Here is a 20,159-nt window from a genome sequence, read left to right on the forward strand (position 1 = left end):
ATTTGAATCAGGATAAGTTTATGTATATGGTTACACAAAGAATTTACATTGACACTTAATATGAGTCAAAAAAGGCTGTCCCAATTTCTAGAGACAGCCTTTCATTTTCTTATTCTATTTTCTCATTTGCTTATATGCATTGATCAGTCCGTTTGTTGAGGCATCGTGACTTTTGACTTCCTCCTCACCTGACAACTCAGGTAAAATTGCGTTGGCCAATACTTTTCCCAACTCAACGCCCCATTGATCAAAACTCAAGATATTCCAAATTACACCTTGGGTAAAAATCTTATGCTCATACATCGCTATCAATTGACCTAGAGTGTATGGGGTAATTTCTTTTACCAATATTGAATTGGTAGGCCTATCCCCTTCAAAAACCCTATGTGGTGCTATTTTTTCAATCTCCTCAGCTGATTTACCTGCTTTTTCCATTTCGGCTTTGACTTCTTCCAATGACTTGCCGTTCATCAAAGCTTCCGTTTGTGCAAAGAAATTAGAAAGTAATTTGACATGATGATCTCCGATCGGATTATGTGACTTCGCTGGAGCGATAAAATCACATGGAATTAAATGAGTTCCTTGGTGAATCAACTGATAAAATGCATGCTGTCCATTTGTGCCAGGCTCACCCCAAATGATAGGTCCTGTAGGATAATCTACTTTTGTATTTTCTCTACTTACATATTTTCCGTTTGATTCCATATTGCCTTGCTGAAAATAAGCAGCAAACCTATGCAGGTATTGATCATATGGCAAAATAGCTTCAGAAGTAGCTCCCAAGAAATTGGTATTCCATATACCTATCAAGGCCAAAATCACAGGGATATTCTCTTCAAAGGAAGCCGACCTGAAGTGATTATCCATACTATGAGCACCCGAGAGTAATTTTTCAAAGTTATCAAATCCAATCATACAAGCGATAGGCAAACCAATTGCAGACCAAAGAGAATATCTACCACCTACCCAATCCCAGAAGGCGAACATGTTTTTGGTATCAATACCAAATGCTGCAACAGATTTTGCATTGGTAGAAAGTGCTGCAAAATGCTTAGCAACAGCAGCTTCATCCTTGGCATGATCCAAAAACCAACTTCTTGCAGTATGCGCATTGGTCATGGTCTCTTGTGTGGTAAAAGTCTTGGATGCAATGAAAAACAAGGTAGTCTCTGGATCTACTTTCTTCAATGTCTCTGCGATATGCGTACCATCTACGTTGGATACAAAAAAAATCTCAAGATCCGGATGCTGATACGGCTTCAAGGCTTCTGTTACCATCACTGGGCCCAAGTCAGAACCACCAATACCTATATTTACCAGTGACTTGATAGGCTTACCTGTGTAGCCAAGCCACTTCCCTTGGTGAATCTGATCAGCAAAAGTTTTCATCTGATCCAACACCGCGTTGATATCAGGCATCACATCTGCACCTTCAAACTTCACGGTGGTATTACTTCTATTTCTTAATGCTGTGTGCAAAACAGCCCTATCTTCAGTCAAGTTGATTTTTTCTCCTGCAAACATCGCTTCGATAGCTGATTTCAAATCAACTTCTTCAGCCAAATCAAGCAAAGCCTGCATGGTATCTTCATTGATTCTATTTTTAGAAAAATCCACCAATACATCTTCTAATTGTAGGGTGAATTTTTCAAACCTATCTTCTGATGATTCAAAAAGTTGCTTGATACTGGTCTCTGCATGAGTTTGCGACAATTGAGACAATTTCTTCCAAGACTTTGTCTGGGTAGGGTTAATGTTTTTCATTGATTGATATTGATTTAACAGGTGAATGTTTTTAAGTTTCAAATATGTTTTCTCGAAATCTAATTATGTTCTTTAAACTATCTACATATGCCATCTAGATAACTTGTAAAGATTGGTGAATTTTCACTAGTTATCTGTTTATAGTTTTCATAATCCGAAAATAGGGGTAAGATCAATTTTATATAGCTCAATACATTGATTTTTACAATTGCAAAACCATCATCGCAATACCAAAATACACCGCAAGACCTATCAAGTCATTTGCTGTAGTGATAAATGGTCCTGAAGCTATTGCCGGATTAACACCAAATCTATTCAGCACCAAAGGAGTTACTGTCCCCATAAAGGAGGCTAATAGCACTACGCAAAACATAGCTAAACCAATGGTAAGTCCAAATTTAGCTTCGTGACCATAGATGAATTTGACCACCAAAAAGACAAAAGTTCCGAGAACTAGCCCATTCAACAAAGCTATCAAAAAGCCTTTTACAAATCGTTGCCAAGGTGTATCATCAAATACAGATTTGGAGGCTAAAGATTGGACCACCAAAGAAGAAGATTGAATTCCCACATTCCCTCCTGTAGCAGCTACTAAGGGAATAAAAGAAGCTAAAGCCAATTCCTTACTCAATCCATCTTCAAAGAAATCTATGATCCTAGCCCCCATGAGACCGCCAATGACTCCAACGAGCAACCAAGGTAGACGAGCCTTTGAAATTCTAAATATGGAATCAGACTCTTCTACGTCCGAGGAAATACCAGTCATCGCTTGAATATCTTCCTCAGATTGCTCATGAATCACATCAAGAATATCATCTACGGTGATTCGTCCTACCAGTTTATTTTTAGAATTCACCACTGGGATAGATTCCAAATCATACTTTCTCATGATTTCTGCCACTTCTTCTTCATCTTGATGTGCTTGTACAGAAATCAATTCAGGTTCATATATATCCGCAATCTTGGTATCAGAAGCTGCCAAAATGATTTTTTTGAGTGAAACCCTTCCCAAAAGGTGTTGCTTATTATCGACTACATAGATAGAGTATATCTTTTCTACCTTTTCAGCTTGCCGTCTTATTTCGTCAATAGTCTGAACTACATTCCAATTTTTATTTGCCTTGATAAATTCCTTAGCCATCAAACCACCCGCACTGTCTTCATCATAGCGAAGCAAATCTAAAATGTGGGCTGATTTCTCCTTTTCTTGAAGATTGCTGATCACATCTTCTCTTTCTCTTACCGTCAGTAGATTCAAGATATCCACTGCATCATCAGAATCCATCTGATCTATGTATGCAGCAAGCTCCGAGGCTTCCATTTCATAGATCACCTTGGTCAGAGAGTCCTCATCTAGCTCTATCAAAATATCTGCTGCCACTTCGGCATCTAGCAAGCGTAGCACATACAGAGCTTCTTGCATGTTGAGCTCGTCTAGAAGTGCTGCAATATCTGCTTCATTGACACCTTCGAGTGATTGCTTGATAAAATCATTCTCTGCCATTTCTATGGCTTCTCTCAAGCTTTCAAGGTATTCTTTGGATAATTCAAATAGTCTTATTGATTCCACGATGATTTGATTTTGTGGGTTAAATAAATAAAATCCTCCACACCCAATTGTTCGGCTCGCTTATCCAATATAGGATCAGCTTTTAGCTCCTCAGACAATCCCATACTTTTGAGCGCATTTCTTAGTGTTTTCCGACGAGTACTAAAACCCTGCTTGACAGTTCTAAAAAAGAGTTTTTCATCACAATCCAATTTTTCAACTTGGTTTCTCCTGAGTCTGATCACCCCTGAGTTGACTTTGGGAGGAGGATTAAAAACCCCAGGAGGAACTGTGAAAAGATATTCTATATCATAATAAGCCTGAAGTAGTACAGAAAGTATTCCATAGTCTTTATTGCCTTTTGGCGAGGCAATTCGTTCTGCAACTTCCTTCTGCAGCATACAAACTACTTCTGTGACTTGATTTTTTTCTTCTAGCACTTTGAAGAAAATTTGGCTGGAAATATTATAGGGAAAATTTCCTGCAACAGCATATTTTTCTCCCATCACAGATCCAAAATCCTCCTTTAAATAATCTCCATCGATGATTCGGTCTCCCATCTCAGGGTACTTTTGCTGGAGATAGGCAATAGATTCTTTATCGATATCAACCAGATAAAGATCCCAATTTTCGACCAACAAAAAATCAGTCAATACCCCCATACCAGGCCCTATTTCAAGGACTTTCTTGACTCCTTGATGGCCTGTCACTGCCTTGGCAATCTTCTCTGCTATACTCAAGTCTTTGAGAAAATGCTGACCAAGGTGTTTCTTTGGTTTGACCTTTTCCATACGATTACTCTAATTTTTTTATCTAAATTGCAATTCCAAAAATAAGACAATAATCATTAAGGTCTAAATTATTTGAAAAACGATCATTCTCAAGATGGTCAAATAGGTAGTTTATTATTTATTTAAGTATAGACAAAACTGATGAATCAGAGAAAACAAAAACCAGTCATTGGAATAAGTATAGGAGATATAAATGGTATAGGTGCTGAGGTTACTATGAAGGCTTTAGCGGATAATAGACTACAGAAACTTATCACGCCTGTGATATATGCTCATGGAAAAGCGATTACTTTCTACCGCAAGCAGCTGGAGATGGATGATTTTAACTTCATGCAAATCAGATCGGTGGATGAAATCCACCACAAAAAAATAAACCTTATCAATGTAGTAGAAGAAAGTCCAGAAGTCATCCCAGGGGTCGAAACACAGGAAGCAGGTAAGCTTGCACTAGCTGCTTTAGATTTTGCTATCGCCGACTTAAAGGCCGCCAAGATAGACGCCTTGGTGACTGCTCCTCTCAACAAAAACAACATTAATTCCGAGCAATTAAAATTTGTTGGACACACAGAATACCTCACCGAGGCTTTTGAAACAAAAGAGAGCTTGATGTTTTTAGTGGCAGAAGACCTTAGGGTTGGAGTTGTCACTGGGCATATCCCCTTGAAAGATGTATCAAAAAACATCACGATAGAAAACATTAAGAAAAAAATCGACTTAATGCAACAATCACTCAAGGATGATTTTGGAATACTCAAACCAAAAATTGCGGTCCTAGGATTGAATCCACATGCAGGAGAAGATGGTTTGTTGGGAGATGAAGAGATAGAAATAATCTCCCCCGCCATTAGATCCTACAAAGAAAATGGTGACATGGTCTTTGGCCCATACTCCGCAGATGGCTTTTTCGGAATGCTTCATCAGAAAAAATTTGATGCCGTGCTAGCCATGTATCATGATCAAGGATTGATTCCATTCAAATCATTAGCTTTCGAAACAGGCGTGAATTTCACCGCAGGTCTTCCGATAGTGCGTACATCTCCTGATCATGGCACTGCTTATAACATAGCCGGAAAAAATGTTGCAGATGAAGGATCCATGAAATCAGCGATATTTCAAGCTTATGATATACTCAAAAACAGAGGCAACTGGGAAGAGGAAGAGGAATGATAGTCTGGTATAATAGACCGAATGGAACAAAATTGAAGTGATTTCTTACTTAAATCAATAATATATCAAAATACCATAAAATTATTTCCTGCCAAATTTTATTTTTCTAAATGGAATCTCTAAATTTGCGGTCTTGAAATAAGGAGGGCTAGATGAAATTCTTAAAAAACTATAGTATAGATGTCATCAAACTCAAGGAAGGAAAGCATGAATTCACCTTCCCTGTAGATGGAGAGTTTTTCAGTCACTTTGAAGTTCAAGATTTCCTAAAAGATGGGAATTTAAATGCTACGGTAGAAATCAACAAGCTAACTTCACTCATGGAAGTAGCTTTCAAGATAGCAGGTAAAGTCAGGTTGATATGTGATAGAAGTCTGGAGGAGTTTGACTATAAGCTCTCGACGACGGAAAGAGTCATCTATAAATATGGCCAAGAAGAGGCTGAAATTACAGAAGATGTTTTCATGATCACACGTGACACACCCAGCATACATGTAGCGCAATTAATTTATGAATTTATTCTACTGGCCCTACCCGCCAAGAAGATTCATCCAGACTATTATGAAGAAATGGATGATGAAGACTTTGAAGGAGAGGGTGAGTTGGTATATTATGATGATGAAGACGCTGAGGAGGAGAAAGAAGATGAATCTTCTGAAGATACATCATCAGAAAAAAATGATCCCCGATGGGACATATTGAAAAAGTTAAAGAAATAAGATTAATCTAAAAATTGTATAGAGATGGCGCATCCTAAACGAAAAATTTCGAAAACCAGAAGAGACAAGAGAAGAACTCACTATAAGTTAACTGCTCCTTCATTGGCACAATGTCCTACTACAGGAGAATTTCACCTTCCTCATAGAGCATTTTGGCTAGATGGTAAACTGTACTACAAAGGACAAGTTATCATGGAGAAAGAAGTTCTTGCTTAACAAAAATTACAAAAAAGGCCTTTTACAAAAAATCCATCTCAATGTTTTGGGATGGATTTTTGTTTTTGGGCTGAATTCATCCTTAATATTCTCCAAAAGAACGACATAATGCTACCCAAAAAGTAAAAATCTTTGGCGGTACAGGACATTTTAAATATTTTTGAAGCCTCAATAAAAAGCAGATAGAGAGGGCCTATCAATACTTTACCTCTATCTACTTGTCAGTCAACAGGTTTGTCTCAAAAAAGAGAAGATCCTTTGACATAATAAATTAAACTTGATGAAAAAAACCAGAGCAGTAATTACCGGAGTTCAAGGTTGGGTACCAGAATATGTACTGACCAATCAAGAATTAGAAACCATGGTAGACACCAATGATGAATGGATAGTGTCTCGTACCGGCATCAAAGAAAGAAGAATCCTCAAAGGTGAAAACCAAGGAACTTCCGTCATCGGTACAGAAGCAGTGAAGGGACTATTGAAAAAGACCAACACAGCACCAGAAGAAATTGACTTGATCATCTGCGCCACTGTAACTCCAGATATGCCTTTCCCAGCTACGGCTAATATCATTGCGGACAATGTAGGTGCGAAAAACAGTTTCAGTTTCGATATATCAGCTGCATGTTCGGGCTTTTTGTATGCACTGACGATGGGAAGTCAATTTATAGAGACAGGCATGCACAAAAAAGTGATCATCGTAGGCGCAGATAAAATGTCTTCGATCATTGATTATCAAGATAGGGCTACTTGTATTATTTTTGGAGATGGTGGTGGTGCAGTACTTTTGGAATCCACCACAGAAGAAGTAGGTATCATGGATAGTATGCTTCATGCAGATGGTTCAGGTGCACCATTCTTACATATGAAGGCTGGCGGAAGTAGAAAACCTGCCACACATGAATCAGTAGATGCAAGAGAGCATTTTGCCTATCAAGAAGGGTCAACTGTATTCAAGTTCGCAGTGACCAATATGGCCGAAGTCAGTGCCAAAATAATGGAAAAAAATGGTTTGACAGCTGATGATGTAGCATGGCTTGTACCCCATCAAGCAAACAAAAGAATCATCGATGCTACTGCCAATAGAATGGGAGTAGGACCTGATAAAGTGATGATGAACATAGAAAAATACGGCAATACCACAGCAGGAACATTACCCCTCTGCCTATGGGATTATGAAAGTAAGCTCAAAAAAGGAGACAACATCATCCTTGCAGCTTTTGGAGGAGGATTTACCTGGGGCTCTATCTACCTCAAGTGGGGCTATGATTCTAATTAATTCAGTAACAAAATAACTAAATAATAATGGCGAGTACTGCAGATTTCAAAAATGGAATGTGTTTAGAATTCAACAATGACATTTACACCATTGTGGAATTCCAGCATGTAAAACCTGGTAAAGGCGCGGCTTTTGTTAGGACCAAACTAAAGGGTTTGACGAGTGGAAAGGTCCTTGACAAAACTTTTAACTCAGGAGAAAAAGTAACTACCGCTAGAGTAGAAAAGAGACCTCATCAATACTTATACGCTGATGATATGGGGCTTCATTTCATGGATACGGAGACTTTCGAGCAAGTAAGAATAGATGAAAAACTTATCGAAAGAGCTAACTTGATGAAAGAAGGCCAAATGGTAGATGTCCTTGTACATGCAGAGACAGAGACTCCTCTCACGGTGGAGCTCCCTCCGTTTGTAGAGTTGATGATCACTTACACTGAGCCAGGCATCAAAGGCGATACAGCAACCAACGCCTTGAAACCAGCAACAGTAGAAACTGGTGCTACGGTCATGGTTCCCCTATTTGTAGAACAAGACATCATGATCAAAGTAGACACGCGTGATGGTTCTTACTCAGAAAGAGTAAAATAATTTCTAAAACCTGTGTGATTTAGCTAACTTACACAGCATTGTTATTTATTTTAACCCAAACAAAAACTATAATCAGCCTGACTGATTTTTGAACTTTACTTATTATGAAAGCAAAAGAGATACAAGACCTGATAGATTTTATTTCAAACTCTGGACTTGCAGAGGTGAAAATCGAAACTGAAGAGTTCAAACTTTCCATAAAGAAAAATTCTGAAGCTCAATATGTAGCAGCTCCTGCTCCTGTTGCTGTAGCGGCACCAGCTCCTGCGCCAGCACCCGCTGCATCTACACCTGCTGCTCCTGCTGCACCTGCCAAAGAAGACACTTCTAAATATATCGAGATCAAATCCCCAATGATCGGGACATTCTATAAGACTCCAAACCCTGACTCACCGGCATTTGTGAACGTAGGTGATACTATCAGCTCAGGACAGACAGTGTGTATTATCGAAGCCATGAAGCTTTTTAATGAAATTGAATCTGAAGTTTCTGGAAAAATCGTTAAAATTTTAGTAGAGAATGCTACTCCAGTAGAATACGATCAGCCATTGTTTTTGGTAGATCCAGCAGGTTAATTTTATTTTATTTACCAAACCCAAAAATTGTGTTTAAAAAGATACTTATAGCCAATAGAGGAGAGATTGCGCTCAGGGTGATCCGTACTTGTAAAGAGATGGGCATCAAAACTGTAGCTATATACTCCACCGCAGACAAGGACAGCTTACACGTTCGGTTTGCAGATGAGGCGGTCTGCATAGGTCCTCCCCCAAGTAGAGAATCTTATTTGAATATCCCTAGAATCATCGCCGCTGCGGAGATCACCAATGCTGATGCTATTCACCCTGGATATGGCTTCTTGTCTGAGAATGCCGAATTTTCCAGAATCTGTGAAGAATACAAAATCAAATTCATCGGTGCCAGCCCAGAGATGATCAATAAAATGGGTGACAAGGCTACCGCAAAAGCTACTATGAAAGAAGCTGGAGTGCCTACCATCCCAGGATCGGAGGGTCTCCTTGAGTCCATGGAGCAAGGCATCAAAATAGCCAACGAAATGGGCTATCCTGTCATCCTAAAAGCAACTGCTGGCGGTGGTGGAAGAGGAATGCGAATCGTCAAGCAAGAAAGTGAATTCAAAAAAGCATGGGATGATGCTCGTCAAGAATCTGGAGCAGCTTTCGGTAATGATGGTCTTTACCTAGAAAAATTTGTCGAAGAACCTCGCCACATTGAAATACAAGTAGTCGGTGATAGCAACGGCAGAGCCTGTCACCTTTCCGAAAGAGATTGCTCTATCCAAAGAAGACATCAAAAACTTGTAGAAGAAACTCCCTCTCCATTCATCACGGACGAACTCCGAGAAGCTATGGGCAATGCAGCTATCAAAGGTGCTGAAGCTATAGGCTATGAAGGAGCTGGCACTATTGAGTTTCTAGTGGACAAGCATAGAAACTTCTACTTCATGGAGATGAATACCAGGATACAAGTAGAGCATCCTATCACGGAAGAAGTGACTGATTTTGACTTGATCAAAGAGCAAATCAAAGTAGCTGCTGGAGAAAAAATATCAGGCAAAAACTATTATCCTAAGCTCTATGCAATGGAGTGCAGGATCAATGCCGAAGATCCTGCCAATGGATTCAGACCGAGTCCAGGGAAAATCATCAACCTTCACCTACCTGGTGGACGTGGCGTAAGAATCGATAGCCATGTATACGCAGGCTATGTGATCCCACCAAACTATGACTCGATGATTGCCAAGCTGATCGTAAGTGGTCAATCTAGAGATGAAGTCATCGTCAGAATGAAAAGGGCTTTGGAAGAATTTGTAATCGATGGAATCAAAACTACGATACCATTTCACATTGCCCTTTTGGAAAATGAGCAGTTTAAGCAAGGTGATTTTACAACAAAATTCCTTGAAACATTTGACTTTTCAGTAATCAAAAAATAAGCTGATTTTCAATCTAATCAAAAAAGGCTGCTTATGCAGTCTTTTTTGATTTTAGCACTCATATTGTCAATTCTAAGATGTACGAATTCCAAACTATATATCAGTCCATAGGAGAAGATAAGATCAAAAAGCTAACCCATCTTTTCTATCTACAAGTAAAGCAGACACCAGAACTCCTTGCCCTATACCCAGAGGAGCTAGATCCTGCTGAGGAAAGACTATTTCTCTTCTTGCAGCAAGTATTTGGTGGACCGCAGACCTACTCGGAGATGCGTGGTCACCCCATGCTGCGCAAAAGACATTTCCAATGGGCAATTGATGGTAACATGAGAAACAAATGGCTCAACTGTATGTTTGCAGCAATGGATAAGGTCGAAATGGACCAGAATACCAGAGAAGCTATGTTGAAATACTTTGTCCAAGTAGCAAACCATATGGTCAATCAATGAACTTTTTGAGAACACTTTATACCGTTTATGGATTTTTGATCTTCTGCCTTAGTTTTCTGATTTTGTTTCCATTGATACTTTTGAGTATATGGATTCCAGACATGAAAAAATATGGGAGAAAGATCAACAGGTTTTGGGCAAATTTGTACTTTCTGCTCATTTTCAAACCTATAAAAATAGAAGGCAAAGCGTATGTCAAAAAAGATCAAGCTTACATATTCGTTGCCAACCACTTCTCATACCTAGACATTGCGATGATGGGATTTGTGCCCGGCGATGTCGTATTTGTAGGTAAAAGTTCTCTGGGAAAAATCCCACTCTTCGGATACTATTTCAAGAAATTACACATTGCGGTCAATCGCTCTAGTGCTAGAAGTCGCGCTGAGGTGCTTTTGAGATCTAAGAATGTCTTGGAAAATGGTAGCAGCTTGGTCATATTTCCAGAGGGGGGGATGATCACTCAAAACCCACCTTTCATGAGTCATTTCAAAGATGGTGCATTTACTTTGGCCTTAGAAAAACAAATCCCAATTATTCCTGTCACTTTATCATATAATCATTTAATTTTACCTGATCAAAAATCCATTCGACTTCACTTCAAGCGTGGGAAGATGACCTTTCATCCTGCTGTATCTACTCAGGGTTTGGGTAAGGAAAGCCTTCAAGATATCAAAAGGCACTGTTTTGATACCATTCAGGCACAGCTATTGAAAGACAATGGAATGAATATTTAAGTAAATTGTAAGTTATGAAAATCGACACCAATACTTTAAAGAAAATTGCCCACTTAGCCAGACTTGAATTTGATCAAGCCAGTGCTGAGAAAATGACCCAAGACATGAGTCAAATCCTAGATTGGGTGGAGCAACTAAATGAAATAGACACTGATAAAGTGGAACCGATCACTACCATGTCCTCAGAAATAAATGTATTGCGAGAAGATAAAGTAGGCGAGCACTTAGCACATGAAAGTGGCCTCAAAAATGCACCACAGCGTGACTCTGATTACTTCCGCGTTCCAAAGGTTCTAGAATAATGACCATAGAAAATCAACGAAAAATATCCAATATCATTTTCAAAGGCCTACCAGGAGCGCTTGCAGCTTTTGGAGGCCTTTTCCTCTTGATTCTCTTTTTCACCAATCCCTATCCTGTATCTAGGTTATTGAATGGTTATTTTATTGAACCTATTCTTACACCACTTCAGCTTACCAAGCTAGGCACAGATATCTTTAGTATAGATGTGGAGAATTATATAGTTTTCCAAAATATTGAATCACTTCCCCAAAATCTCTCCCCCTTTTTTCATCAATCAATTGGAGTACTCTGCTTATTGTTGATTTCGTTAGGAACCTCATTGGTCAGTACTTTCAAGCGAATGTATTTCATAGGTGGAGCAGCTGGAATTATTTTCTTACTCACTTTTTCAGGATTGAGCGGGCTTAACTTGATGACTGTAGGTGGCAATCTTCCCTTGATCATCATGATGAGTGCGTCCCTGCTCCCTATTGGATTTATTTCCTTTTTCAAAAGTCATTGGACTTTACTTCAAAGATTGATCTTAGTCACTTCCATCCAGACGCTTGCATTTGTTTTTCTTATCTACCTTTCTCCCATAGAAGAGCCATTTTTGTATGTCTCAGAGAACCTTACCTTGCCTTTAGCTGTCATTTCATGCCTATTCCTTTTCCATATTGGTCATGCCTTTATCTCAGGAAGTACAATATTTTTACTGAAGCTAAATCAAGGTGTCAAGCTCAAAATCAGCTGGCATATCACCATATTGAGCTCACTTTACTTTCTCCTCGTACTATTTACCCTGCTAGAGCTGATGGGTGAAGTGAGCCTTCCCTTCCCCACCCTTCCACCGATTGTATTGATGATCTTGGCTGGTCTATTAGGGTACTATGTGCTACAATTTAAAATTGATCAGACAACCCAAGTTTATGACCATCCCATAGTGGGGCCATCATGCTACCTTATTGGTTTTGCAATTTGTATATTGACATGGAATAAAGGACTCTACACAGAAAATCAAGCCCTGATAGACTTTCTTAATCACACCTTTCTGTATGGTCAGATTGCTTTGAGTTTATTGTTTTTTGGCTATCTGATGACCAATTTTTCAAGCATTATCAATCAGGGGAGTGAAATAGAAAAAGTGCTATTCAAGCCACAGTTTTTCGCTTACTTTCACATGAGAATTGGTTCAGTGATGACTTTGGTCATTTTGGTGATTTTCGCAAACGGCATCATCGTCACGCAGCTTTCAAGTGCCTCTTCGATTTTCAGCGCTGATTATTATTACATGACAGACAGGCCGCAGCATGCTCGTATCCTTTATGAAAATGCCTGGGATCAGTATCATCGCAATGATAGGGTGAAAAATATGACGGCACATTTATATTTCTCAGAAAAACAGCCAGCATTAGGTCTCAGACATTTGGAGGAGAGTTTTGATTTTGCTCCAAGCATATTGAACATTATACTCTATTCCAATAAGCTTCATCAATCCAATAAAGTGCTTGACGCCATTTTTTACCTAGAAAAGGGGCTTGAAAAATTTCCTAAAAACGAATACTTAGCCAATAACTTGGCCTTACTCTATGCCAAGACAAACAGGCCAAAAGAAGCCATTTCAGTTTTAAAAGACCTAGAAGATCCCTCGGAAGTAGTAAAAGCCAACCTTTTGGCTTTAGCCGTAAGACACCAAATAGATTTGGAAAAAGATGTAGAACCAAAAGACGACCCTATTCAGCACATCAATTTGCTAGCTTTGGAAAACAAAAAAGGGAATTTTGCTGACTTTACAGTTGATTTTCAGCAGGTCCCTAATATAGAGATCGTGAAAGCTGCTGCTATTAGAAACCAATGGAGCAATCATACAAATAGTCCTCTGACAACAGATCTAAGCTACATAGATAGCCTGATTTCCATTGCTCAAACTGGTCTACATGAAAGAAATTTTTTAGGGTCCAGAATCATAAGATTGATCCAAGACGATGAGATCAACGAAGCCCTAAAATACCTTTCTGGAGCAGTAATCACTTATCCTAATCAAGCCGAAGAATTCCAATTGCTAGCTGCGGACCTCTTGATCAGTCAGGTGGATTTGGAAAAAGCAGCCAAGGAGCTGGCACTTGCAGTGGCTACCCAAAGTACGAAAATCAAACCCCATCATCTTGCAGTGCTATATTTTGGAGATCGAGAAGCAGCAGCAAAAGCCTATATCGAAAGATTTCAAGCATCTTTTCCACCATGGATGACATTTGAGCTTAATGGTGAATTGATAAGCAATGACCAAGTGGCTTTTTTTAGAATATTGGGAAAGTTTCATCAAAAAACAGGTAAGCAACTTCTGGCAGAAATGAATATGCTTTCGGCTGACAATCTAAAAACAGACTTGGCTTATTTTCTCATGCTTCACAAAGCACATTGGTTCAGCATGGAGGAAATGAAACTCTTGAAGTCCATTTTAACACAATCAGAAAATACCATATGGGATGAAGATGAATTTGATAGCTATGTGGCATATTTGAAAAACGGAAAAACTGATAAGCTGCCCAAAAACATCAAAAAACTCATCAAACCTGAATTATCCCCTACTAGAAATGCCTATTTGACACCTTTGATTCTTTTAGAAGTTGCTCAATTGAATGATGCTTTGCAAAGATATGAGATCCTTCAAGAAGCGATACAGCACAACAAAGATCCTAAATTGTGGATGGCTTACGCAAAAGAAAGCAGAACAATCGGACTTGGCAATTACGCAACCAAAGCGTTGGAGGAGTTGGCAAATTGGGTAGAAAAGAATGAGTTTGAGAAATTATTGATGGAAAACCTTTAACTTATCGCACCGTTTATCAAAAGCGTTTTCCGAATTACATACTTTTGATTAATTTGGGAGCAGAAATCCTTAATTGACAACAAGCTGTCATTTCGAAAATGCGCTATACAAAAAGGCCTGGCTCAAGTCAGGCTTGAAAAGTTCAAGATAGGCCACCTCACCGTTCCAAGCAAGTGCAAAACTTGTCCAATTAAATTTTAAAACAGATGAAAAAAATTATTGAAACATCCGACATCAAAAAAATCTACAAAATGGGGTCTGAAGAAGTTAGAGCTTTGAAGTCCGTTTCAATATCCGTCAATAAAGGAGAGTACGTAGCCTTCATGGGCCCTTCAGGTTCTGGAAAATCCACCCTCATGAATATCATAGGCTGTCTAGACACTCCTACCGACGGCACCTATATTTTGAATGAAAAAGATGTCAGTGACATGTCTGAAAACGAACTCGCTGAGATCAGAAACAAGGAAATTGGCTTTGTCTTCCAGACATTCAACCTACTTCCCAGAGCATCATGTTTGGAGAATGTCGCCTTGCCATTGATCTATGCAGGATACAATAAATCAGATCGAGAAGAAAAAGCTTTTCAGGCTTTGAAAAATGTGGGCTTGGCAGATCGTGTACATCACAAGCCAAATGAGCTTTCTGGAGGTCAGAGACAAAGGGTAGCCATCGCCAGGGCCTTAGTGAATGACCCTAGTATCATTCTCGCAGATGAACCTACAGGTAACTTGGACACCAAAACCTCCTACAGCATCATGGAGCTTTTTCATGAATTGCATCAAAAGGGCAACACCATCATCATGGTGACACACGAAGATGATATAGCCCATTATGCACACCGTGTGATTCGACTAAGAGACGGACTCGTGGAGACTGACGAAATCAATCCAAATCCTACCCGTGCTCAAATTGTTCAAATAGAAGAGTAATTTGACCTTATTGTCCAAATAGAATGTTATTTTTGTGCTTCTAAAGTGAAGCAGATAGGTTTGTTCAACAAGGGGATATATGAAAATATACACAAAAACAGGAGATCAAGGGACAACTTCCCTTCTAGGAGGTAAACGTGTTCCCAAAGGACATCCAAAAATTGATGCATATGGGACAGTCGATGAATTGAATGCTTTCATCGGACTACTCAGAGATCAAGAAGTCAATAAGGGAAGAATAGATATCCTCAAAGAAATTCAAGATAGGCTTTTCACGATAGGTGCTACTTTGGCGACCGAAGTAGGTAAGACCAATGTAAAAAGACCAGATATCCACGAAGATGATTTGGAAATCCTCGAGCGTGAAATAGACGCCATGGAGACAAAATTACCACCTTTGAAACATTTTATTCTCCCAGGTGGACACCAAGCCGTCTCTTTCTGTCATGTGGCTAGGACAGTGTGTAGGAGAACTGAGCGAGCAGTAATAGACCTAATGGAAATAGAGACCGTTGACGAGATTTTAGTTAAATATTTAAATAGACTTTCTGACTATCTTTTTGTACTTGGACGATTGATGGCAATCGAACTTGACGTAGAAGAAGTAATTTGGAATCCAAGATCATAAACAGATGAATACGACATTAACCATTGACATCAATAAGACCTCCAAGTCTAAAATAGCATCTACCAATTTTGATGATTTAAAATTTGGACAAACCATCAGTGACCACATGTTTGTGGCAGAATTTGAAAATGGAAACTGGGGGAATTTCCGTATTGAACCCTATGCGCCTCTTCAGCTCAATCCTGCCAATGCCACTTTGCATTATGGTCAGTCTGTGTTTGAAGGTATGAAAGCCTACAAGAATGCAGATGGAGAAGTATTGATCTTCAGAGCTGATGCCAATCAACAAAGATTAAACGAATCCGCAAGGAGAATGTGCATACCTGAGGTTCCAGAAGAGATATTCATGGAAGGTTTGAAAACCTTGATTCAAGTGGATGCAGATTGGATTCCAAACAAACCTGGGTATTCCCTGTATATCAGACCATTTGTATTTGCCACAGATGACTACTTAGGCATAAGACCTTCTGAAAAATACAAATTCATCATCTTCACTTGTCCAGTAGGAAACTACTACGCCAAGCCTGTATCTGTAAAAGTAGAAACCAAATATACCCGCGCTGCGGAAGGTGGAACAGGATCTGCCAAAGCTGCTGGCAACTATGCAGGATCACTTTATCCCGCACTTCTGGCACAGAAAGAAGGTTTCGATCAGCTTCTGTGGACAGATGGCAAATCTCATCAGCATATCGAGGAAAGTGGCACCATGAACGTCATGTTCATGATCAACGACACACTCATCACAGCTCCCACCACCACAGGCACCATTCTAAAGGGCATCACTAGAGACTCTGTATTGACCCTAGCAAAAGAGATGGGTGTCAAGGTAGAAGAAAGATTTCTTCGTGTCACTGAACTTGAAGATGCTTTGGTATCAGGATCTTTGAAGGAGGCTTTCGGGACTGGCACAGCTGCTACCATAGCCCATATCGCCAAAATCCACGTAAATGGAAATGACTATGAACTGCCTGAAAAAGATCAATCAGCTTTTAGCAATCAGGTATTGGACAAATTGGATCAAATCAAATACGGCAAAACGGAAGACAACCACGGCTGGATCATCAAGCTCTAATTAATCTTGACAAGTAAGGCCTGTGAGGTTGAATAAAAGCAACCTCACGGGTCTTTCTTTATTTTGATTTAGAACCAAAACCTTAAGTATCAGCCAGTGCCACGATCCTGCCTATCGTTAAGTTATATAGCTATGCAATTACCCATCAGGACTTTTCTTTTTTCAGCATTTTTTATTGGTCTTTGCTTTCAGGCCTATGGTCAAAAATTTATTTTACTTCAAAAAGGCAACAACCAAAAAACAAGATTGAAGTATGAAATAGGTGAATCTTTCACTTATCAAACAAAAAACAATGCTTACTACATCACAGATGTCATCAAAGACATAGAAAAAGATATCATCATCCTTTCGGAAAATATCCTAAGACCTGAAGATATCACATCAGTCTATATTCATGACAAAGATCCAAGAAACCACACCCTAAGAAACCTTTCCAAATTGAGCTATGGCGGAGGGGCATTATGGCTGACTACCAACTTGGTAAACAATCTGTATCAGGAGAAAAACTGGAAAGTCGATGAAAGTGCTTTGATCGGTACTGGAGTTCTCCTTGGGACAGGATTTGCACTATCCAAAGTGCGCTACAAGCATTTCAAGCAGCAAGGTAGAAAAAAGATAAAGCTGATCATTCTCTATGATGATGCATCTTAGAATAGGTTAAGACTAATAATTTTCCGACTTTTGCACCTCAAAATAAATAAATCAAATTATGACATCAGACCAGTTGAAAGACTTGAAAGCCCGAGTATCGGCTTTGAGGAGGTATCTTTGACTACGATCGTAAGAAAGTAGAAATCGAAGATCTAGAGGCAGTATCAGCCCAGGCAGATTTCTGGAACAATCCAGAAGAAGCCGAAAAAACCATGAAAGTGATCCAAAGCAAAAAGTCCTGGACCAACTCCTATGAGAAAATAGAAACAGGAATTCAAGATTTGGAGGTACTTTATGAGTTCTACGCTATGGACGAAGTACCAGAAGAAGAACTAAAATCAGAATACAGCAGGGTGCTTCGAGAAGTCGAAGACCTAGAGCTCAAAAAAATGCTAAGCGGCGAGGAAGATCAGCTTAGCGCATTGATGGAGATCAACCCTGGAGCAGGTGGTACAGAAAGTAACGACTGGGCTTCCATCCTGATGCGGATGTACATCATGTGGGGTGAAAAAAATGGCTACAAAGTACGTGAAGTAGATCTTCAAGAAGGAGAGGTAGCAGGTATCAAGTCTGTGACTTTGGAATTTGATGGGCCACTTGCCTATGGATTTTTGAAATCTGAAATCGGAGTACACCGACTGGTAAGAATATCTCCTTTTGATAGCAGCGGAAGAAGACACACTTCTTTTGCCTCTGTATATGTCTACCCTGTGATCGATGATACGATAGAAATTGAAATCAATCCAGCAGATGTAGAGCTCCATACCTCCAGATCAGGTGGTGCTGGTGGACAGAATGTAAACAAGGTAGAAACCAAAGTACAGCTTACACACAAGCCTACGGGAATTGTAGTAGTCTGTCAGATAGAAAGATCCCAGCTGGCCAATAGAGAAAAAGCCATGCAAATGCTAAAATCAAGGCTTTACCAAATGGAAATGGAAAAGCGAAATGCAGAAAGGGCTAAAATCGAATCTACCAAAATGAAAATTGACTTCGGTTCGCAAATTAGGAATTATGTACTTCATCCTTACAAGCTTGTCAAAGATGCAAGGACAGCACACGAGACCTCAGATGCACAGTCAGTATTAGACGGTGGACTAAATGACTTTATCAAGGCATTTTTGCTTGCTCAAAACGAAGAGGAAGCTAGCCAAGATTGATCTAAACCCATAAAAAGCCTCTTAGGATTTACCTAAGGGGCTTTCTCTTTCTTCGAAAAGCAATTTTACCCAACTTACAAAAATCAAATTTGTATAAGAATCTGGGTGTGATAGGGTATCAAAGCTGGTATTAGGCTATCTGCATCTACCCATAATTATATTCTCCATTTAAAAGTCTCTGGTGTGTACCTGCCGGTACCAAAATTCCCCAATATGCAATTGAAACGCATACTTCCACCTTTCTTCACTTTGAACTTTTTCATCTTATGCATCAGTTCATTCCTCTTTTTTGCAAGCTTCAATATGATCATCCCAGAGCTTCCCGCCTACTTGACCTCTCTGGGTGGAGAAGAATACAAGGGATTGATCATCTCACTTTTCACCTTGACAGCAGGACTCTCTAGGCCATTCAGTGGAAAGCTAGCTGATAAGATTGGACGGATTCCAGTGATGGTTTTTGGGGCTGCGGTTTGCTTTATCGTCAGTCTGATGTATCCTCTGATCAGCTCGGTAGCGGGATTTTTACTCTTGAGATTTATACATGGCTTCTCTACGGGCTTTACTCCTACTGGAACTTCTGCTTTTGTAGCCGATATCGTCCCCTTCAATAAAAGAGGGGAAGCCATGGGTATACAATCACTCTTCGGATCACTGGGTATGGCTGCTGGCCCTGCCTTGGGAGGTCTTATAGCAGCAAACTATGGCATCAATCCTCTATTTTACACCTCAGCAGCTACAGCCATTGCCTCTATCCTAATCATCCTCAGGCTGAAAGAATCAGTGCCTGTAAAAGAGAAACTAAACCTCAGTCACTTCAAACTAAAGCGTCATGAAATCATTGAAAAACGTGTCTGGATGCCTTCATCTGTCTTATTTCTGGCAGTATTCTCCTTTGGAATCGTACTGACAATCATACCAGATTACTCAGAGTTCCTAGGCATCAAAAACAAGGGTTTATTCTTTGCCGTATTCACGCTTTCCTCATTGGGCATACGAATCATAGCGGGTAAGGCCTCCGATAGGTACGGGAGGATACCAGTACTCCAAGTGTCTACCATCTCTATGGCGCTGGCCATGCTCTTGATAGCGCTTTCATCCACTAGCACCCAGCTATTACTAGCTGGAATTGTATTCGGTGCATCTGTAGGGATGAACTCCCCGACCATTGCCGCATGGACCATTGACTTATCTCTTGATCAGTATAGAGGTAGGGCTTTGGCTACCATGTACATAGCACTAGAGGCAGGTATTGGTATCGGAGCGATTTCTTCTGGCTTCCTTTTTGCCAACAAGGCAGCCAATTTCCCCTTAGTATTCCTGTCAGGTGCCATTAGTGCCCTACTTGCTTTCGTTTTACTCCTGTTCATATCACGCAAAAGGAAGGATGAAGGGTGA

At 39.8% G+C, this 20,159-nt stretch carries 20 protein-coding genes; 17 read left to right on the top strand and 3 right to left on the bottom strand.

Going from position 1 to position 20,159, the window contains the following annotated elements:
• Positions 1-114: 114 nt before the first annotated feature.
• From pgi to rsmA, 3 genes are all read right to left on the bottom strand, one after another.
• Complete coding sequence (gene pgi, locus MM214_RS09370) at positions 115-1,764, bottom strand: glucose-6-phosphate isomerase (protein WP_241294649.1); 1,650 nt, start codon at positions 1,762-1,764, stop codon at positions 115-117.
• Between the two features lie 202 nt (positions 1,765-1,966).
• Positions 1,967-3,334: a magnesium transporter gene (gene mgtE, locus MM214_RS09375; RefSeq protein ID WP_241294650.1), complete on the bottom strand. Its 1,368-nt coding sequence runs from the start codon at positions 3,332-3,334 to the stop codon at positions 1,967-1,969.
• Positions 3,322-4,104 carry a 16S rRNA (adenine(1518)-N(6)/adenine(1519)-N(6))-dimethyltransferase RsmA gene (gene rsmA / locus MM214_RS09380; RefSeq protein WP_241294651.1) on the bottom strand — a complete coding sequence of 261 codons (783 nt, stop codon included), beginning with the start codon at positions 4,102-4,104 and terminating at the stop codon, positions 3,322-3,324. Before rsmA ends, mgtE begins: the two co-directional genes overlap by 13 nt.
• Positions 4,105-4,245: 141 nt before the next feature.
• Here rsmA and pdxA point away from each other — a divergent pair, with 141 nt between their 5' ends.
• The 17 genes from pdxA to MM214_RS09465 all read left to right on the top strand — a co-directional run bounded on the left by pdxA (position 4,246) and on the right by MM214_RS09465 (position 20,159).
• Positions 4,246-5,271: a 4-hydroxythreonine-4-phosphate dehydrogenase PdxA gene (gene pdxA / locus MM214_RS09385; RefSeq protein WP_241294653.1), complete on the top strand. Its 1,026-nt coding sequence runs from the start codon at positions 4,246-4,248 to the stop codon at positions 5,269-5,271.
• A 152-nt stretch (positions 5,272-5,423) separates the two neighbouring features.
• Positions 5,424-5,990: a YceD family protein gene (locus MM214_RS09390; protein ID WP_241294654.1), complete on the top strand. Its 567-nt coding sequence runs from the start codon at positions 5,424-5,426 to the stop codon at positions 5,988-5,990.
• Positions 5,991-6,014: 24 nt separating this feature from the next.
• Positions 6,015-6,206 (top strand): 50S ribosomal protein L32, encoded by a 192-nt coding sequence (gene rpmF / locus MM214_RS09395; protein ID WP_241294655.1) that lies wholly within the window; start codon positions 6,015-6,017, stop codon positions 6,204-6,206.
• A 280-nt stretch (positions 6,207-6,486) separates the two neighbouring features.
• Positions 6,487-7,485: a beta-ketoacyl-ACP synthase III gene (locus MM214_RS09400; RefSeq protein ID WP_241294656.1), complete on the top strand. Its 999-nt coding sequence runs from the start codon at positions 6,487-6,489 to the stop codon at positions 7,483-7,485.
• A gap of 26 nt (positions 7,486-7,511) precedes the next feature.
• Entirely contained in the window at positions 7,512-8,075 is a 564-nt protein-coding gene (gene efp, locus MM214_RS09405) for an elongation factor P (RefSeq protein ID WP_241294657.1), read from the top strand.
• Positions 8,076-8,179: 104 nt separating this feature from the next.
• Positions 8,180-8,650 (top strand): acetyl-CoA carboxylase biotin carboxyl carrier protein, encoded by a 471-nt coding sequence (accB, locus tag MM214_RS09410; protein WP_241294658.1) that lies wholly within the window; start codon positions 8,180-8,182, stop codon positions 8,648-8,650.
• A gap of 29 nt (positions 8,651-8,679) precedes the next feature.
• Positions 8,680-10,029: an acetyl-CoA carboxylase biotin carboxylase subunit gene (accC, locus tag MM214_RS09415; RefSeq protein ID WP_241294659.1), complete on the top strand. Its 1,350-nt coding sequence runs from the start codon at positions 8,680-8,682 to the stop codon at positions 10,027-10,029.
• 77 nt (positions 10,030-10,106) lie between these two features.
• Positions 10,107-10,478 carry a globin domain-containing protein gene (locus MM214_RS09420; RefSeq protein WP_241294660.1) on the top strand — a complete coding sequence of 124 codons (372 nt, stop codon included), beginning with the start codon at positions 10,107-10,109 and terminating at the stop codon, positions 10,476-10,478.
• Positions 10,475-11,212: a lysophospholipid acyltransferase family protein gene (locus tag MM214_RS09425; RefSeq protein ID WP_241294661.1), complete on the top strand. Its 738-nt coding sequence runs from the start codon at positions 10,475-10,477 to the stop codon at positions 11,210-11,212. The genes MM214_RS09420 and MM214_RS09425 overlap by 4 nt, the downstream gene beginning before the upstream one ends.
• Before the next feature lie 14 nt (positions 11,213-11,226).
• Entirely contained in the window at positions 11,227-11,514 is a 288-nt protein-coding gene (gatC, locus tag MM214_RS09430; RefSeq protein ID WP_241294663.1) for an Asp-tRNA(Asn)/Glu-tRNA(Gln) amidotransferase subunit GatC, read from the top strand.
• Entirely contained in the window at positions 11,514-14,324 is a 2,811-nt protein-coding gene (locus MM214_RS09435) for a tetratricopeptide repeat protein (protein WP_241294665.1), read from the top strand. Before gatC ends, MM214_RS09435 begins: the two co-directional genes overlap by 1 nt.
• A gap of 206 nt (positions 14,325-14,530) precedes the next feature.
• On the top strand, positions 14,531-15,253 hold the full coding sequence (locus tag MM214_RS09440) for an ABC transporter ATP-binding protein (protein ID WP_262916609.1): 723 nt from the start codon (positions 14,531-14,533) through the stop codon (positions 15,251-15,253).
• 79 nt (positions 15,254-15,332) lie between these two features.
• The gene (locus MM214_RS09445; RefSeq protein ID WP_241294667.1) at positions 15,333-15,881 is read left to right on the top strand and encodes a cob(I)yrinic acid a,c-diamide adenosyltransferase; all 549 of its coding nucleotides are present in this window, start codon (positions 15,333-15,335) and stop codon (positions 15,879-15,881) included.
• Between the two features lie 4 nt (positions 15,882-15,885).
• Entirely contained in the window at positions 15,886-16,953 is a 1,068-nt protein-coding gene (locus MM214_RS09450; RefSeq protein ID WP_241294669.1) for a branched-chain amino acid aminotransferase, read from the top strand.
• Positions 16,954-17,085: 132 nt separating this feature from the next.
• Positions 17,086-17,604 carry a hypothetical protein gene (locus tag MM214_RS09455; protein WP_241294671.1) on the top strand — a complete coding sequence of 173 codons (519 nt, stop codon included), beginning with the start codon at positions 17,086-17,088 and terminating at the stop codon, positions 17,602-17,604.
• Positions 17,605-17,662: 58 nt separating this feature from the next.
• A protein-coding gene (gene prfB, locus MM214_RS09460) for a peptide chain release factor 2 (protein ID WP_241294673.1) occupies positions 17,663-18,764 on the top strand; the annotation gives its coding sequence in 2 pieces (ribosomal slippage) (positions 17,663-17,722 and positions 17,724-18,764; 1,101 coding nt in all).
• Positions 18,765-18,977: 213 nt separating this feature from the next.
• Entirely contained in the window at positions 18,978-20,159 is a 1,182-nt protein-coding gene (locus MM214_RS09465) for an MFS transporter (protein ID WP_241294675.1), read from the top strand.

Source organism: Belliella kenyensis (assembly GCF_022549675.1).
GTDB classification, from domain to species: Bacteria; Bacteroidota; Bacteroidia; order Cytophagales; family Cyclobacteriaceae; genus Belliella; species Belliella kenyensis.

What these genes read in the sequence shown, in the direction of transcription:
- pdxA (WP_241294653.1), top strand. Translation starts at nt 4,246, where the DNA reads ATGAATCAGAGAAAACAAAAACCAGTCATTGGAATAAGTATAGGAGAT.
- MM214_RS09450 (WP_241294669.1), top strand. Translation starts at nt 15,886, where the DNA reads ATGAATACGACATTAACCATTGACATCAATAAGACCTCCAAGTCTAAA.
- MM214_RS09425 (WP_241294661.1), top strand. Translation starts at nt 10,475, where the DNA reads ATGAACTTTTTGAGAACACTTTATACCGTTTATGGATTTTTGATCTTC.
- MM214_RS09400 (WP_241294656.1), top strand. Translation starts at nt 6,487, where the DNA reads ATGAAAAAAACCAGAGCAGTAATTACCGGAGTTCAAGGTTGGGTACCA.
- efp (WP_241294657.1), top strand. Translation starts at nt 7,512, where the DNA reads ATGGCGAGTACTGCAGATTTCAAAAATGGAATGTGTTTAGAATTCAAC.
- rpmF (WP_241294655.1), top strand. Translation starts at nt 6,015, where the DNA reads ATGGCGCATCCTAAACGAAAAATTTCGAAAACCAGAAGAGACAAGAGA.
- MM214_RS09420 (WP_241294660.1), top strand. Translation starts at nt 10,107, where the DNA reads ATGTACGAATTCCAAACTATATATCAGTCCATAGGAGAAGATAAGATC.
- MM214_RS09390 (WP_241294654.1), top strand. Translation starts at nt 5,424, where the DNA reads ATGAAATTCTTAAAAAACTATAGTATAGATGTCATCAAACTCAAGGAA.
- pgi (WP_241294649.1), bottom strand. Translation starts at nt 1,764, where the DNA reads ATGAAAAACATTAACCCTACCCAGACAAAGTCTTGGAAGAAATTGTCT.
- accB (WP_241294658.1), top strand. Translation starts at nt 8,180, where the DNA reads ATGAAAGCAAAAGAGATACAAGACCTGATAGATTTTATTTCAAACTCT.
- gatC (WP_241294663.1), top strand. Translation starts at nt 11,227, where the DNA reads ATGAAAATCGACACCAATACTTTAAAGAAAATTGCCCACTTAGCCAGA.
- MM214_RS09435 (WP_241294665.1), top strand. Translation starts at nt 11,514, where the DNA reads ATGACCATAGAAAATCAACGAAAAATATCCAATATCATTTTCAAAGGC.
- rsmA (WP_241294651.1), bottom strand. Translation starts at nt 4,104, where the DNA reads ATGGAAAAGGTCAAACCAAAGAAACACCTTGGTCAGCATTTTCTCAAA.
- MM214_RS09440 (WP_262916609.1), top strand. Translation starts at nt 14,531, where the DNA reads ATGAAAAAAATTATTGAAACATCCGACATCAAAAAAATCTACAAAATG.
- MM214_RS09455 (WP_241294671.1), top strand. Translation starts at nt 17,086, where the DNA reads ATGCAATTACCCATCAGGACTTTTCTTTTTTCAGCATTTTTTATTGGT.
- MM214_RS09445 (WP_241294667.1), top strand. Translation starts at nt 15,333, where the DNA reads ATGAAAATATACACAAAAACAGGAGATCAAGGGACAACTTCCCTTCTA.
- MM214_RS09465 (WP_241294675.1), top strand. Translation starts at nt 18,978, where the DNA reads ATGCAATTGAAACGCATACTTCCACCTTTCTTCACTTTGAACTTTTTC.